The sequence below is a fragment of the Litoribacillus peritrichatus genome (genome assembly GCF_039537985.1).
Taxonomy (GTDB): Bacteria; Pseudomonadota; Gammaproteobacteria; order Pseudomonadales; family Litoribrevibacteraceae; genus Litoribacillus; species Litoribacillus peritrichatus.
Window position 1 is genome coordinate 155,167 of record NZ_BAABBN010000015.1, and the last position, 15,587, is coordinate 170,753.

General features: G+C 47.0%; 16 protein-coding genes and 2 tRNA genes. 12 read left to right on the forward strand and 6 right to left on the reverse strand.

Annotation, left to right across the window (positions count from 1 at the left end; translation table 11 throughout):
• The first annotated feature begins 20 nt into the window (after positions 1–20).
• The 3 genes from ABD744_RS20080 to nadA all read left to right on the forward strand — a co-directional run bounded on the left by ABD744_RS20080 (position 21) and on the right by nadA (position 1,470).
• Positions 21–96, forward strand: a tRNA-Lys gene (locus ABD744_RS20080).
• A gap of 47 nt (positions 97–143) precedes the next feature.
• A tRNA-Lys gene (locus ABD744_RS20085) sits at positions 144–219 on the forward strand.
• Positions 220–423: 204 nt separating this feature from the next.
• Positions 424–1,470, forward strand: a complete 1,047-nt coding sequence (gene nadA / locus ABD744_RS20090) for a quinolinate synthase NadA (RefSeq protein WP_344800381.1) — start codon at positions 424–426, stop codon at positions 1,468–1,470.
• Positions 1,471–1,585: 115 nt separating this feature from the next.
• Here the strand turns inward: nadA and ABD744_RS20095 are convergent, their stop codons facing one another.
• Both ABD744_RS20095 and ABD744_RS20100 read right to left on the reverse strand, forming a co-directional pair.
• Positions 1,586–2,635, reverse strand: coding sequence for a threonine aldolase family protein (locus ABD744_RS20095; protein ID WP_344800382.1), 1,050 nt, complete (start codon positions 2,633–2,635; stop codon positions 1,586–1,588).
• A 99-nt stretch (positions 2,636–2,734) separates the two neighbouring features.
• Complete coding sequence (locus tag ABD744_RS20100; RefSeq protein WP_344800383.1) at positions 2,735–4,183, reverse strand: M48 family metalloprotease; 1,449 nt, start codon at positions 4,181–4,183, stop codon at positions 2,735–2,737.
• A gap of 174 nt (positions 4,184–4,357) precedes the next feature.
• Between ABD744_RS20100 and ABD744_RS20105 the strand changes: the two genes are divergently transcribed.
• The 5 genes from ABD744_RS20105 to ABD744_RS20125 all read left to right on the forward strand — a co-directional run bounded on the left by ABD744_RS20105 (position 4,358) and on the right by ABD744_RS20125 (position 6,733).
• Positions 4,358–4,609, forward strand: a complete 252-nt coding sequence (locus tag ABD744_RS20105; RefSeq protein ID WP_344800384.1) for a sulfurtransferase TusA family protein — start codon at positions 4,358–4,360, stop codon at positions 4,607–4,609.
• 1 nt (position 4,610) lies between these two features.
• Complete coding sequence (locus ABD744_RS20110; protein WP_344800385.1) at positions 4,611–5,693, forward strand: AI-2E family transporter; 1,083 nt, start codon at positions 4,611–4,613, stop codon at positions 5,691–5,693.
• Positions 5,694–5,857: 164 nt separating this feature from the next.
• Complete coding sequence (locus ABD744_RS20115; RefSeq protein WP_344800386.1) at positions 5,858–6,073, forward strand: UPF0175 family protein; 216 nt, start codon at positions 5,858–5,860, stop codon at positions 6,071–6,073.
• Between the two features lie 95 nt (positions 6,074–6,168).
• The gene (locus ABD744_RS20120) at positions 6,169–6,438 is read left to right on the forward strand and encodes a type II toxin-antitoxin system ParD family antitoxin (RefSeq protein ID WP_344800387.1); all 270 of its coding nucleotides are present in this window, start codon (positions 6,169–6,171) and stop codon (positions 6,436–6,438) included.
• Entirely contained in the window at positions 6,431–6,733 is a 303-nt protein-coding gene (locus tag ABD744_RS20125; protein ID WP_344800388.1) for a type II toxin-antitoxin system RelE/ParE family toxin, read from the forward strand. Before ABD744_RS20120 ends, ABD744_RS20125 begins: the two co-directional genes overlap by 8 nt.
• Before the next feature lie 81 nt (positions 6,734–6,814).
• On the opposite strand, the gene ABD744_RS20130 is transcribed toward ABD744_RS20125, so the two are convergent.
• Together ABD744_RS20130 and ABD744_RS20135 are read right to left on the reverse strand one after the other, a co-directional pair.
• Positions 6,815–7,282 (reverse strand): peroxiredoxin, encoded by a 468-nt coding sequence (locus ABD744_RS20130; RefSeq protein ID WP_344800389.1) that lies wholly within the window; start codon positions 7,280–7,282, stop codon positions 6,815–6,817.
• Between the two features lie 80 nt (positions 7,283–7,362).
• Positions 7,363–7,899 (reverse strand): glycine cleavage system transcriptional repressor, encoded by a 537-nt coding sequence (locus ABD744_RS20135; RefSeq protein WP_344800390.1) that lies wholly within the window; start codon positions 7,897–7,899, stop codon positions 7,363–7,365.
• 234 nt (positions 7,900–8,133) lie between these two features.
• Between ABD744_RS20135 and dapA the strand changes: the two genes are divergently transcribed.
• The 3 genes from dapA (at position 8,134) to ABD744_RS20150 (ending at position 10,969) form a co-directional block, all read left to right on the forward strand.
• On the forward strand, positions 8,134–9,012 hold the full coding sequence (gene dapA / locus ABD744_RS20140; RefSeq protein WP_344800392.1) for a 4-hydroxy-tetrahydrodipicolinate synthase: 879 nt from the start codon (positions 8,134–8,136) through the stop codon (positions 9,010–9,012).
• 71 nt (positions 9,013–9,083) lie between these two features.
• Positions 9,084–10,208, forward strand: a complete 1,125-nt coding sequence (gene bamC / locus ABD744_RS20145; RefSeq protein WP_344800393.1) for an NlpB/DapX family lipoprotein — start codon at positions 9,084–9,086, stop codon at positions 10,206–10,208.
• Entirely contained in the window at positions 10,208–10,969 is a 762-nt protein-coding gene (locus ABD744_RS20150) for an MBL fold metallo-hydrolase (protein ID WP_344800394.1), read from the forward strand. Before bamC ends, ABD744_RS20150 begins: the two co-directional genes overlap by 1 nt.
• 86 nt (positions 10,970–11,055) lie before the next feature.
• Here the strand turns inward: ABD744_RS20150 and ABD744_RS20155 are convergent, their stop codons facing one another.
• Both ABD744_RS20155 and ABD744_RS20160 read right to left on the reverse strand, forming a co-directional pair.
• On the reverse strand, positions 11,056–13,530 hold the full coding sequence (locus tag ABD744_RS20155; protein ID WP_344800395.1) for a Lon protease family protein: 2,475 nt from the start codon (positions 13,528–13,530) through the stop codon (positions 11,056–11,058).
• Between the two features lie 33 nt (positions 13,531–13,563).
• Complete coding sequence (locus ABD744_RS20160) at positions 13,564–14,166, reverse strand: YigZ family protein (protein ID WP_344800396.1); 603 nt, start codon at positions 14,164–14,166, stop codon at positions 13,564–13,566.
• Positions 14,167–14,462: 296 nt separating this feature from the next.
• Here ABD744_RS20160 and ABD744_RS20165 point away from each other — a divergent pair, with 296 nt between their 5' ends.
• Positions 14,463–15,377, forward strand: a complete 915-nt coding sequence (locus ABD744_RS20165) for a hypothetical protein (protein ID WP_344800397.1) — start codon at positions 14,463–14,465, stop codon at positions 15,375–15,377.
• Positions 15,378–15,587 lie beyond the last annotated feature (210 nt).

Consider the following 15,587-nt stretch of genomic DNA (forward strand, 5'->3'; position numbering starts at 1 on the left):
TTTATGTTTTACCGAATGATGGGTCGTTAGCTCAGTTGGTAGAGCAGTTGGCTTTTAACCAATTGGTCGCAGGTTCGAATCCTGCACGACCCACCACGTATTGTAAGAAGTTGACCTGGTCAGCTTATTTGAAACCAGATAATGGGTCGTTAGCTCAGCTGGTAGAGCAGTTGGCTTTTAACCAATTGGTCGCAGGTTCGAATCCTGCACGACCCACCATTCTTTTAAAGGGCGCTATAAAAAGCGCCCTTTTTTTATCTGTAATTTATTGCCTCTTGCGTGGCTTATGGTCTCGTTCTTTTTGTCGGTGATTTTGTTTTGAATCACGAACTTTTCCCTGTTTTTTAGTCCTAATCGCTCCGTTGTGTTAAAATACTTTCGAAATTACCGTGATACTAATGACTGATAAGTAGATAGTTTTCGATGAGCCAGCCCAGAATTGAAATTGATTTAGATCGTTTGTTTGTTCAGCAGCATTTCCAATCGGCCCCTAAAGTTTTGTCTGAAGAAGAAGTCCTGGCCTACAAAGCGCGTATCGGCGCCCTGTTAAAAGAACATAATGCCGCTTTGGTCGCGCATTATTATTGTGATGAGCACATTCAGGCTTTGGCAGAAGAGACGGGCGGTTGTGTAGCCGACTCACTGGAAATGGCTCGTTTCGGTAAAAATCATCCTGCCGATACCTTGATTGTGGCTGGCGTTAAATTCATGGGCGAGACGGCTAAAATCCTAAGCCCTGAAAAGCGTATTTTAATGCCGACACTGGATGCTACATGTTCGTTGGACATTGGCTGCCCTGAAAAAGAATTTTCTGATTTTTGTGACCAGCACCCTGATCGAACGGTGGTGGTTTATGCAAATACCTCTGCCGCAGTGAAAGCTCGTGCCGATTGGGTGGTTACTTCCAGCATTGCGTTGGAAGTGGCGGAGCACATTGCTGCCAAAGGTGAAAAAGTGATTTGGGCGCCGGATAAGCATTTGGGCGGTTATGTGAAACGCATGACTGGTGCTGACATGATCCTTTGGGATGGCGAATGCATCGTTCATGATGAGTTTAAGGCCAAAGCGCTGAAAGATCTGATGAAGGTGTATCCGGATGCGGCAGTTTTGGTTCATCCTGAGTCACCTGAAGCGGTGGTTGAATTGGCGGATGTGGTGGGCTCAACGTCCCAGTTGATTAAGGCCGCTACCGAGTTACCAAATAAGCAATGCATTGTTGCGACGGATCGCGGTATTTTCTACAAGATGCAACAAGCCGCTCCGGGGAAAGAGCTGATTGCAGCGCCAACGGCAGGTGAAGGCGCGACTTGCCGGAGCTGTGCAAACTGCCCTTGGATGGCGATGAATTCATTAGAGCGTATTGAAAACGTGCTTAAACATGGTGGAGAAGAAATTTTTGTGGACGAAGACGTTCGCCAAAAAGCCATGATTCCATTGCAGCGTATGCTGGACTTTAACGCACCCAAGTAACTTATCTTAGGTGTGGTTGGAGTGATTGGTGTTCTTTACGGGTCACCTTGAATAAAAAAGCCGTGCTTGATTTACCAAGCACGGCTTTTTTCGTTTTAGATAGGGCTTTGGTGGTTTAAATCAGATCACAGAATTGCTTTACTTCGTGTTCTTTGGTTATAAACGAAGTGACCAGTCGGATCATTTGTTCACCTTCAGATGGCTGCAGATGCTCAGCAAGGCCGGATGTTGGCCATTCATAAAATTCTGCTCCATGTTGTTGAAGACGCTCTGTGGTGCTCTTAGGGAGCGTTACAAACAGTTCATTGGCCTCCACCGGAAAGATAATGCGACAGCCTGGTTTTTCTGAAAGGCCTTTGGCCATCATTTCGGCCATCCGGTTTGCGTGCGTGGCCAGTTCCAGCCAGTGGTCATTTTCAAGCCAACCCTGAAACTGAGCACTGAATAAGCGTCCTTTGGACAGTAAGTGGCCAGCGCGTTTGCGACGTTGTTCAAAATCCACCGCCAGTTCTTTATTAAAAAATATCACCGCTTCGGCCGCCAGTGCGCCATTTTTGGTAGCGCCCAAACAAAGAACGTCCACCCCGGCTTGCCAGCTGATTTCTTTCGGATGGCAGCCAAGATGGGCCACTGCGTTACTGAATCTCGCTCCATCCATGTGTACGCTCAGGCCGTGCTGATGCGCCAGCAAGCAAAGTTGTTTCACTTCTTCTGGTTGGTATGCCTGGCCCAGCTCTGTACATTGAGTCAGGCTCATTGCCCCAGCAAGGCTGTTGTGTGGCGCTTCTTTGGCTTGATAACTTAATACTTTTTTTAAATCTTCCAGATGGATTTTAGGTTGTTCGGTTGCGATGGCTTTCAGTCGCGCGCCGCCTGTTAATAACTCTGGGGCGGTATTTTCATCCTGAATGATGTGGGCTTCAGGGTGGCATAAAATGGTCTGCCACGGGTTAACCAGGCTGGATAAGGCTAAACAGTTGGCGGCAGTGCCGGTTGGTATAAAATAAGCCTCCAGGTCACAGTCAAAAAGTCGCTTGAGCTGCTCCACGGTTTGTCGTGTGTAATCCTCATCGCCATAACCGTGTAGAAAGCCGTCGTTGGCTTTCATGATGGCTTCAAGTACTTGAGGCGAGGCTCCGGTTTGGTTGTCACTGCCAAAATTCATATTACGTCCAAATAAGTCGAAATGGTTTCAAAGGGGGAAAATACAAACACATCGCTCACAGCTTCTATGGCTGGAAGCTGAGAGTGACGAAAGAAGAAGTTACTGATTAAACTCGGTTTTTAACGATTCTATGTACTTGATTCGTTCTTCAATGATGGATTTCTCGTGGAAGTCAAACTCGGCAAGTTTCAATGCGCGCATTAACTGGCGTTGTGAGTTGGTGAAATCCCCGTTCAACTGGTAATACTCGGCGGCGGCCTTGTAATAACCAATTTGATTATTATTGATGCGCTGGGCTTCTGCTAAACGGTTCCAGACATGAGCATCATCCGGGCGTTTAAAACTCATGTCTTGCAGTAGAAAGGCAGACTCTCGGGCTTTGCCGTTTTTACCCAGAGTATTCGCCAGATACATAGTAATGACGTAGTTCTCCGGGTTGTCTTTCAGCATTTTTTTGAGAATGCTTTCAGCTTCATCTAAATCCCGTTTTTTTGACAGGATTTCAGCTTCCAGCACATTGATGGTAATGCTGAGAGGCCACAGCTCTTGCAGAGGCTTCAGGGTGGCTAAGGCTTTTTCGAATTGTTTGTCTTCGGTGTAGCAAATGGCCAAAGCGTATTGTGCGGTATGTTTGCTGGTGCCTTTGCTTTCCTGGACGGCGGATTCGTATTTATTGGTGCAAGCGTCGGCGGATTTTAGTGTGTGGACTTCCACACGGCGCTTCATTAATTGGTATTCGAAGTTGGTGCGTCCGTTTTTGACGGCCGGGTATTGGGATGCGCGGTTGGCGCTGTCAGAGACTCGTGACTCGGTTAACGGGTGAGTTAACAAATATTCGGGTGGGTTTGTCCCAAAGTAGCGTTTGGCGTCATTCATGTTGCGGAACATGTCGGTCATTTCATTTGGGTTGTACCCGGAATTGTATAGGGTTTCCATGCCGATTCGGTCAGCTTCCTGCTCCATGTCCCGACTGAATGCTAATGACGCCTGTGCATTCGCGGCATAAGCCGTGGAACCAGCAGCAATGGCGGCTGTCCCGCCGGTGGTTACGGCCAGTAAAACGGTCGCTAATAAGCCTGCGAGTGTCAGTGGTTGTCGCTTTTGAGCATCCTGAACGCGCCGGGCAAAGTGGCGTTGGCTGATGTGCGCCAATTCATGACTGAGTACGGAAGAGAATTCGCCTTCGGACTGAGAATAAAGGAATAACCCGGTGTTCACCCCGATCACGCCGCCAGGAACTGCAAATGCGTTCAGGGATTTATTATCAACAATAATTGTCTCAATACGACGATCGGTTAATTGACTGTTCTCAGCCAGACGATAGATTGTGAATTCCAGGTAATCGTTGAGCAGTGGATCTTCCAAAATTGGCGTTTGACTGCGTAATGCTCTTAACCAGCCACGACCCAGCTGGTATTCTTGGTCGAGTGAGATAAAACCGGACGTGGAATCTCCCAGGGTCGGTAATTGAGCAGCCGCAAACGCAGTTGACTGAAAGGTGATCAGAAAACAACACAAAAAAGCGATTATGCGGTAGGTTTTATTCATTTATGCTAGCGACACCCGAAGTATTTTTTCTTAGACTATATCAAGTCTTCTTTTATGTATATCCATGGCATGTATCTGAGTGTTATGTCACTAAAGCTAACTCGCAAAAATGGTGCGTTTCGCTCAGTAAATCACAAACAGACGACCTTACTCCTTAAGAATAGTTGAGACAATATGACTGAACAGCCAGTTCCACAAACTTTTGATGAATTATTAGATACCAGTGGACTCAATTGCCCGTTGCCGTTATTAAAAACCAAACAAGCATTAAATAAGTTATCGGGCGGCCAACTGCTGAAGGTCATTGCGACCGATGCAGGCTCTTGGCGAGATATTCAGGTGTTCGTCAACAACTCAGTACATGACCTTGTTGCGGCGGACGATACTAACGATGTCTACAGCTACTGGATACGGAAAGGAATTTAACATGGTCAATATTTTAAGGCGCTGGGCGAGCCTGTATTTCGCTGAAGAAGAAGCCATGGTCTTTTTGCTTCTTTTGTTGATTTCCGGCCTTTGTATTTGGTTGTTCGGTGCCATTTTAACCCCCGTAATCGCCGCTGTTATTATTGCGTACATGCTGCAAGGCCTGGTGAATTTACTCACTGATCGCGGTGCTCCTCACTTGCTTGCTGTTTCATTGGCGGTGGTGTTTTTTATTGGCATTTCCTTAGCGTTAATTTTGGTTTTGATGCCCTTGGTGTGGTCTCAGTTAACCTCTTTTATTGGTGAAGTCCCCAGGTACAGTACCGAGCTACAATCTTATGCGGTGGCGATGAGTCATGATTACCCAAACATCCTCAGTTCGGCGCAACTGGATGAGTGGTTTGGCATTGCTAAAGGCGAAATTGGCCAAGTCGGGCAACTTTTATTGTCGCTTGGTGTATCCAGTATTCCTGGCGTCATCACCATTCTGATTTACTGTGTGGTGGTGCCGATGATGGTGTTCTTCTTTTTGAAGGACAAAGACTACTTTATTGGTTACCTCACTTCACTTTTGCCGAAAAAGCGCCGGATGTTAACTGAAGTAGGCGAGGAGATGAACGAACAAATCGCCAATTACATTCGAGGCAAAGCCATAGAGATTTTGATTGTTGGCGGCACCACTTATATTGGCTTTGTGTTCATGGGGCTACAATATTCGGCGCTTTTGGCCTTGGTGGTGGGCTTGTCGGTGTTGATTCCCTACGTGGGGGCAATTGTTGTGACCATTCCGGTGGCGGCGGTGGGGCTGATTCAATTCGGCACTGGTTCTGAATTCATCACTGTGATGGTCATCTTTTTGGTGATTCAGGGGTTGGATGGCAATATTTTAGTGCCTTTGCTGTTCTCTGAAGCGGTGAATCTTCATCCTGTGGTGATCATCATCGCGGTCATCTTTTTTGGTGGTCTTTGGGGCTTCTGGGGGATTTTCTTTGCGATACCGTTGGCGACACTGATTAAAGCCATCATGACTGCCTGGCCTAAGGTAGCGAGCCATCAGGATGGGGTGCCGGAGATGATTGACTGAGTATTTTAAAAGGATGATCTCAAAGTCATCCTTTTTTCTTACTTTCATAGTCAAACCCTCCTTGCTTGTCGCAAATCAGTGTTTGCTTAAAAATTTTACGTTTATAGTCGTTCACTTCTCTGTCATAAAAAATAAATCTAACAGTCATGTCAGGAGAGTTACCCATGAAAATCGAAATCAAAGATTCCGTTGCAGCACAATGTGGTTTGGATGAGAAACAGGCTCTGGAGTTATTAGCTGTGGCTTTGTATCGCTATAAAAACATCAGCAGTGAGTTGGCCTGTGAGCTTATAGGTAAATCAGAGCTTGAGTTTCAGGCGCTTCAGGCCATGGTTCATGATGGTGATCATGCGGAAGATGAAGTGTTTGAAGCGGTATAGCGAGAGGATGATTGGGGATGCTCATGCGAATAACGAACTTGGCTAATTATGGTTATAATGAGTGAGTAGATCAGCCAAAAATGAGAGGCCTAATCATGAATATTTCTTTAACTTCTGAGCTGGAGAGCTTTGTTAAATCAAAGGTTGAGACTGGTATGTATCGATCTGCCAGTGAAGTAGTTCGAGAAGCGCTCCGCCTGCTGGAAGAACAGGATGAAATTCAGTCAATGAGGTTGGAAGCCTTAAGGCGGGATGTTAATCAGGGTTTGGACTCGTTGGAGCGCGGTCAGGGAAAGCCTTTAGATATGGAGGCGATAAAGGCCAAAGGAAGAGCAAAGCTTCAGACTAAGGCCAAGAATGCTTGAACTTGAAATCTCACCAGAAGCAGAAAATGATTTACTGGAGATTTGGTTGTATATTGCAGATGATCATCCTGTTAATGCCGATCGATACCTTGATAAGCTGCATGAAAAAATTTTAAAACTTATTGAATTTCCTGATATTGGCCGAGATCGTCCTGATCTGGTTGAAGCTAATACGACAAAAGGTCTGAAAAGTTTTCCGGTGGATCGCTATAACCTGTATTACCAAGTGACTGACACTAAATTATTGTTAGTGAGAGTCTTACCAGCAGATAGGGATATTACTTTAATCTTTTGATTAAATTTATTAAAGATAGATTTGGAAAGTTAACCCTCTGATTAAACAGAGGGGTTAACTCGCTATCAAATAAAGAAAAGATTAAAGCGCCTTCACTGCTTCTAACACTTCATCCACATGGCCTTTCACTTTTACTTTACGCCATTCGTTGCGTAATACGCCTTCACCGTCCATTAAGAAGGTGCTGCGTTCAATTCCCATGTATTCTTTGCCGTACAGTTTTTTGAGCTTGATCACATCAAAGTGCTTACACAACGCTTCTTCAGGGTCTGAGATTAACTCGAACGGAAATTCGTGCTTCGCGCGAAAGTTGGTGTGGACTCGAATGGAGTCACGGGATACACCGAAGATGACCGTGTTGTTGGCTTCAAACTCGGCGATGGCATCGCGGAAGTCCTGGCCTTCGGTGGTACAACCTGGGGTGTTGTCTTTCGGGTAGAAATAAATCACCACGTTTTTACCTTTTAATTCAGACAGGGTCACTGTGGTGTCGTTGGTGGCTTCAGCGGTGAAATCCGGGACTGCGTTGCCTATTGCTAATTCGGTCATTGAAGGTTTCCGTACAAAATCTGTGTTGGGTTGAAAATGAGCGTTTTATGGGTTTATTACTTGTTGCAAAGGATGGTTATCTATCGAAGCGGCTCAATGCTCGAATCTAAGTTGCGGTCATCACAGAACTGAATGAAGTCGTCTTTCAGTTGTGACAGGCTTTGTGCACTTGGAATGTTCACGCGCATGGTCAGGTTGAACATTTGCGTGCCTGTGTGCGGTGCTGCGTAAGTGCCGGTGGTTAGATCGTCAATGTTGATCTTACGAGCGGAGAAAAAGCCGGCGATGTCGGAGACGATGCCCGGGTTGTCGATGGCAATGACTTCTGTAATGTATGCAATGGTGTCGTGGCAGGTTTCACGGCCGGAGGTGCGCTTGATGATGGTAGTCAGGTTGAGCGCTTCCACTTCGGCGCTGAGTTTGTTTTCAAGTTCCTGAATGCCATCTTCATTGCCACTGACCATCATAATGATGGCGAATTCGCCACCTAATACCGTCATTCGACTGTCTACGATGCTGCATTGGTGGCTGGCGATCAGGCTGGAAAGATCATTTACGATGCCTGGGCGGTCTGAACCTAACGCGGTAATGACCAGGTTGTTTTGTGCTTGTGACATACATTTCCCTTCAAGCCGCTTAATAAAATGCGGTCTTCAATTTTCTGTTTTTAATGAAAGAGTTCGGTCGATTGTATTACAACAATCATAGGCGATGACGGAGTGTTGTTAAATGTTGAAATGGAACAATGTTGAGGAATTTTATAGAAAGCGACTTAATCACGGTGATATCTCTTGTTTCCTACTGGGCTGACCACTAAAATGTCCGGCTTGGAATTCCACTGGAGAGGCCAAATGATTACTGGCAGTATTGTTGCACTGATTACCCCTATGCTCGACAACGGTAAAGTCGACTGGGACGCTCTTGACCGTTTGATTGATTTTCACATTGAAAACGGCACTGATTCGATTGTTGCCGTAGGCACCACTGGTGAGTCTGCGACTCTGGATGTGAAAGAGCACTGCCTGGTAATAAAACACGTGGTAAATCGTGTCGCTGGTCGTTTACCTGTGATCGCCGGTACCGGTGCCAACAGCACCGCAGAAGCCATAGAGTTAACAGAAACGGCGCGCCAGTCAGGTGCGGATGCATGTCTCTTGGTTACGCCGTACTACAACAAGCCGACACAAGAAGGTTTGTTTCAGCATCACAAAGCCATTTCTGATGCAGTTGATATTCCCCAGATTCTTTACAATGTGCCAGGCCGTACCGCTTGTGACATGTTGCCTGAAACGGTGGCTCGAATCGCTGAACTTAAAAACATTGTTGGCATCAAAGAAGCCACCGGTGATATAGAACGCGCTAAGCAAGTAATTGATTTGGTGGGTGACAAGATCGCCGTTTATTCCGGTGATGACCCAACCGCTTACCAGCTGATTTTGGCGGGTGGCCACGGTAATATTTCTGTGACGGCTAACGTTTTGCCTAAGCAAATGTCAGATCTTTGTAAGTTGGCATTGGAAGGTAAGGCGGAAGAAGCGAAAGCACTCAATGAGGAAATGATGGCGGTTCATAGTGCCATGTTTGTTGAGAGCAATCCGATTCCGGTGAAATGGGCGTTGGCGGATATGGGGCTTGTTGGCTTGGGTATTCGTTTACCGCTGACGGTATTGCAAGAGCAATATCGCACGCAAGTGCATGATGCGTTAAAAGCTTTGGGTGCCGTGTCTTAGTATCGTTTTATTAGCAAGACTTTTCTGCAATATAAAATCTGCAATATAAAAATAGTTAAGGAAGATATTGAGTGTCTGTAAATGTAAGGTCTAATGGTTCAGGTCGGTGGGTAAAGTCTCTCAGTTTTTTATCTGCTGCGCTTGTGTTGTCATCATGTTCTTTATTTACAGATCTTGATGAAGAGTACAAACATATTGAGGCAACGAAGCCTACTCAAGGCTTAAAAGGGCAGTCTCCTACGGAGTTTATTGATCTGTATCCTGTGCCCGAGCTGAAAAAGCTTGGTGCCGGAGAGTTGGTTGCCGAAGTGCCTCGCCCGGAACCACTTTCGTTGACGGACGACAAAGACGGCGTTCAACTTCGCAAGCTGGACGATCAGCGTTGGATTGTTGTTGCCCAACCGCCCAATCAGGTTTGGCCGTTGGTCCGTCAGTTTTGGGATTTACACCGCATTGCGGTGGTGTACGAACAACCGAATAAAGGTGTGCTTGAAACACGTTGGGTGAAACGAAACGATGAACGCCAGTCGTTGATGAGCCGTGTTAAGGGCCGTGTTTATCTGGGCGATGATCTTCTGGATAAGTACCGTGTTTCGGTAGAGCAGGGCATCCGTAGCGGTTTGACCGAAGTGCATGTGGTTCAGCGTTCGGTGGGCTTATACGACAGCGTTTCCGCACCTGTTGTGTATGAGCCAAATGAAGCCTGGCCGAAACAATCCGAAAATCTGGCGCTTTCGGCGGCGGTAATAGACGAATTAATTACCTATTTGGCCAAGCAGGTGGTTTCTGGTCAAACCACGTCATTCCTAGCGGAAGGCATTGTCGGTGAATCGCGGGTGTCGATTGAGAATACCGAGACGAACGTGGTACTTCAGCTGGAAGCCCGTTTTGATCGTGCCTGGGCGTCGGTGGTGAACTCTGAAGACGAGCGCATTTTGAAAGTGACTGACCGAAACCGTTCCGAAGGGAATATTTTCGTCACCTACAATCACAGAGCGAAAGAAGAAGAGCCTGGCATATTCGCGCGTATCTTTGGTGCTGATCTGATTGAAGAAAGTGATCGTGAACTGATTCTGAAAGTGATTGAGATTGACGAGTATCGCGCTCAGGTTCGGGTCACGGATAAAGACGGTAACGAGATTGATAAATCCGAAGCGCTTGAAGTGCTGGAGTTTGTTAAGGATCGTTTGTACTAGTGCAGTTTGCATCCATTGGCAGTGGCAGCAAAGGAAATGCAACGCTCATAAAGGCCAAAGACACCGTCATCATGATTGACTGTGGCTTTACCGCCAAAGAAGCCGTGCGCCGTTTGGCGGCGCTTGAGCTTACTCCGAATGACCTCTCCGCAATCTTAGTCACGCACGAGCACGGTGATCACATCAAAGGTGTGCCTGTGCTCGCACGTAAATACAAAATTCCGGCGTATATGACCTATGGTACGGCTCGGGCAAAATCACTGGAAGCACACCAGCAGCTGCAAGTCATTTGCAGCCATGAGTTATTTGAAGTAGGTGCTTTTAAGATTCAGCCTGTGATCGTGCCACACGATGCGCAAGAGCCGGTGCAATTTGTGGTGAGTCACCAGGAACGGAAACTGGGCGTGCTGACTGACTTAGGCAGTTACACGCCGTATGTGATTAATCATTACAAAGATTGCGATGCCATCCTGTTGGAATGCAACCATGACCTGGACATGTTGCGCCAAGGCCCATACCCTCCATCTTTGAAACGTCGGGTAGCGGGCGATTATGGCCACTTGAACAATCAGCAAGCGGCTGAGTTTGTGCGCCATGTGGATCAGGACAAATTGCAGCACTTGGTGGTGTCTCATGTCAGCCATCAGAATAATGATGTTCAGTTGTCGCTCGATGCGCTCGATGCCGTGATTCAACGGGAGCGACAATGGATTCGGGTCGCCGATCAGGATGAAGGGTTTGGCTGGCTGTCTATTGAATAAGCGGCTTATCGAATCAGCTATGAATCAAAAACAAAAAAACCGGGGATGGCCCCGGTTTTTTTATGATTAATCAGCTAACAGCGTTATCAGTGAATTGGTTTTGCTTTTTTCGGTGCGCCACCTTCGCTGGTTTGTTCGCCCTCGTCAGCTTGTTCTGAACCGTCGGCTTCTTCCTCTTCTTCCATGCCTTCGTCTATTTCCGCCAGTTCTTTTAAGCGGCTGACGACCTTACCGTTGAAGGTGTCTTCTGGGAACGTGCCGTCTTTGTCTTCTTCGCCAGGCACGGCGCCAGTCAGCAACTCAAGCGCTTCATCGGCGTGTTGTACTGAGAAAATATGGAACTGGCCATTTTCTACGGCATCAATGATTTTCTTATCCAGCACTAAATTACGAACGTTGGATTTCGGGATGATGACCCCTTGATCGCCGGTTAAACCGCGAGCTTCACAAAGACGGAAGAAACCTTCAATTTTTTCATTAACGCCGCCAATGGCCTGTACCTCTCCGTGTTGGTTCATGGAGCCGGTCATCGACAGCGATTGTTTGATCGGCGTTTTGGTCAGTGCAGATAACAAACAGCAAAGCTCTGCCAGTGATGCACTGTCGCCATCGATGTGGCCGTAGCTTTGTTCCATCGCCAAACTGGCTGACATGGCTAACGGGAAGTCCGTGGTGTAGCGGCTGCCCATGTAACCACTCATGATCATCACGCCTTTGGAGTGAATGGCTTGGCCCAGATTGGCTTCGCGCTCAATGTCCACAATGCCGCGAGAACCCGGGTAAACCACAGCAGTGATTCGGGCCGGTGTTCCGAACATGGAGTCGCCAATTTCCAGCACCGTCAGACCATTGATCTTACCTATGGCTTCGCCTTCGGTGTCAATCAGAATGGTGTCGTCGAGCATTTCTTCCAAAATGCGATCGGCTATGCGGCCCGTCCGGTTTTGTTTGGCCGACAGCGCTTTATCGATGTGCTTACGCTCGATCAGCGGGTCTCGCGCCAATTTGCGCACCAGCTCGGCTTCTCCCAGCAGTTCAAAAATGTCACCGATGCGTGCGGATAAATGACGTTGGTTGTCGGCCAGTCTGGAGCTGTATTCAATCATCCGGGCGACGCCGTCTGCTGAGATGTCTTTATGTCCTTTTTCATCCACCCGGCTTTTGAGTAATTGGGTGAAGAAGTTAATCGCTGTGGGGGTTCGGGGCAAACGTTCATCAAAATCCACCAGCACTCTGAACAGTTCGCGGAACTCATCGTCGTAGTCTTGCAACAGGTAATAAACTTCCCGGGAGCCGATCAGAATAATTTTTACATGTAACGGAATACTGTCCGGCGACAGGGTCGCAGGGCTGAGTAGGCCCAAGTCAGAATAAGGTGATTCCATCGTCAGCTTGCGGGATTTAATCGCTCGTTTGAGTGCGTCCCAAACGAAGGGTTCAGACAGCAATTTATCCGCCTCAATCACTAAATAGCCGCCATTGGCTTTATGCAATGCGCCCGGCACTATTTGACGGTAGTTGGTGGTCAGTGTGCCTTGATCCGGGGTGTACTCAATGCGGCCAAACAGGTTTCGGTAGCTTGGGTGACTTTCGTAAATGACCGGTGCCCCATTGTTCTGGGAGCGGGAGACCATGATGCTTGGTTCGTACTGATCCAGAAGCATGGTGCGTTTCTGGGAGTCTTCTACCTTTTCCAGAACACGCTCTTCCACCAGTTGATCAATCACGGTTTTCAGTAAATGCTCTTTGGTGCGTTCAATGAAAAGTTTAACGCCGTTGTATTTGCCATACGCTTTTTTAATCGGTTTCAGTAAAGGTTCTACGGCTTCGCTGATGGTTTCCTGGTTCAACTTTCTCAGCAGCTCGTTACTTTCACGGCGCCATTGCGGGAGGTTAATCAGCTCATTGTTGAGCATGTCTTCCAGATCACTGATGGTCTGGTGAATGATTTCACGGTCTTCATCGGGTAATTGGGCAAACTCGGTTTCATCCAGTGCTTTGCCTTCACGGATTGGGGTAAAGGTAATGGAGCCGGAGTCCTTGAAGACCGCAATATTCGAGCGCAGGGCTTCTCGTTCTACGTTGTCGAGGGCTTTGTCGTATTGCTGGTTAAAGGCCCGGTCGATCTGGTTTTTGTTGTGCTGGTAGGTGGGATGTTCGAACACCGATGGAAAGGTGCTCATCAAATTATCCACAAACCGCTCCAGGTCGTGCTTGAAATCATTGGCCAACCCCGCAGGCAGCTCAATGGCCATCGGCTCTTTCGGGTTTTCGAAGTGGTTGACGTATACCCAGTCGCTCGGGGTGTCTTCGTCGCTGGCGATGTTCGCTAAGTAATCTTGTACGTAAGAAGACCGGCCCGTGCCGGATTCGCCCATCAGATAAATGTTATAGCCAGGACGATCCATGGCAACACCAAACTCTATGGCGGTAACGGCTCTGTCTTGCCCTAAGATGCCATCGAATGGCTCAACTTCACTGGTGGCGCTGTATTCGTTTTCAGAGACCGTAAACGCAGCTGTCAGTTCGCTGGGTTTGAGTCGCTTAGGATGTCTTTCCATGGTGGGTGTCCTTTTCGTGGAATGCATGATGACTTATGCATTCTTTACTGCGGTATGTCTTAAATCCTCAACGATAGAAACTAATTCGTCAAATTGGGATTCAGTGATTTGTAGTGTTATTTGTGCTTTTTCGTCGAATATTTGATTCAGAGGTTGGATATGATGTGATTGCATCCAACGTTGAACGTGGTTGATTTCCTGATAATCGGAGACGATTTCCAGGATTTTTTTCGCTTCCAATGGTGACCAGCTGGCTTCCTCGAGTACTTGTTTGGTGGCGGCGGAGTAAGCCCTGACTAATCCGCCGGTTCCTAGTTTAGTGCCTCCGAAGTAGCGCGCGATGACAACACCGCATTCCCCCACATCGGCATGAGACAGAATGTTCAGCATAGGTTTGCCTGCTGTGCCTTTGGGTTCGCCATCGTCACTTTGATTCCAGCCCTTAGCATCGTTCGGCATACGCAGTATATGTGCCCAGCAATGATGGCTGGCTTTGGGGTGATCTTCCCGTATTTGTGCAAGAAACGCTTTAAATTCGCTGTCAGAATTGAAATGGGCCAGGTGGGCGACAAATCGGCTGCGTTTTTCTTCAAATTCAATAATGTGTGGAGCAGCAGGAGTGCGGTATACTGGCATGAAGTTGTAGTCTTAAATTTTAAAGTAATGGACTTGTAATTTCTGATTTTAGTGCTTAATAATTCTTTGATCAGAAGACCCCTAGAGTACCTTTTAACTGCCCAAAGAAAAAGTGAAAAATGTGAACCCGTCTATCAGTTTTTGGAATGTGAAATTTGCGGCATATGGATACGGCATCTACTCTGAAATACAGGAAGGCAGAGAAATAAGCCCTAACAAAAACAATCGGTTGCTCGTAGTTCAGGAGTGTTTTCCCTACGCTCTTTCTCAGCGGTCATGAGCCAGTCGAGGTCTGAATGAAGTCACCAATAGTTGCGATACAACAGTTTGATCTTAACGGTTTGGAAGGCCTGAGTGATAGCACATTAATGTCGTATCTGGATGGTAAATATACACCGGTTGAATTGAAGAACTTTCTTCGGTTCAAAGAACGAATTACACAAGAAGTAGCTCAGCATCCAGTATTTACTGAAAATCATTTTTTGGATTGGTTCAGTGATCGGGAGTTGACCGATTACGATGTACAGCATTTTTTGATTCAGTTTGCGATTTTTGCAGAAAATCTTGCTCATGCACAGTTCAGTCAAATGCAGAGCATCGACAGTGCTCAGCAAGCGGCGATTGAAGATATGATTGCGGATGGCTTTGAAATGAAAGGGTTAAATGGCAATCCTTTCTCTCAGCTAAGCCTTAATCTGAGTGGCGATCAGAACTTCAGTGATATGAAAACCCATCAGCTTGAAGGCGGTCTGTTACGGTTTATGACGCCACACTTGAACCTGATCGTTAAAGTTGCTGAACACTTGGGAATGCCTTTTGAAATTCTCGGCCAGAAAGAGTTGGCGACAGACAGCACCGACTTTGTGTGCCGAGAGCTGATAAAGTTTTACAGCCACCCTGACCCTGAAGTCTCTTATGCTTCAGCGTTTGCCCTGGAGTTTTGGATGGAGCAAGGGTTTTGGGATCAGATTTTGGCTGGTTTGATTCGATACAAGCATGCGAACGGTATTGCTGATTTTCCTGTCTCTTTGTTTACTTGGAATGGTCAGCATCAGGATGCTTATCGAATGGCGCGGATGAAGAAGTTAGAACATTACTACTTTAATCATGTTGTGAACGAAGAACACTTCATGAACTCCGCAGATGATCTCTTAGACACAATTCTATTGTTTTGGGAGGGACTGTATTCTGACCGAAAGTCGTTACATTGAGCGGAACGTAACGCTCTGATATAAGACCAGGCCCTGAAATGCTGATCAGTGATCAGACGGGGGCCGCTTGGAACGAGCCTTTACAAAGGCTCACGTGGGGTCGCCAAGGCGACCCCTATTTCTTTCTTGCGTGCGGAAACTATTGCGCTTGATCATACTGCGTTGAAATTTCTCTCAGCATGCTCATTTATCAAACATAAACTCCGCGAC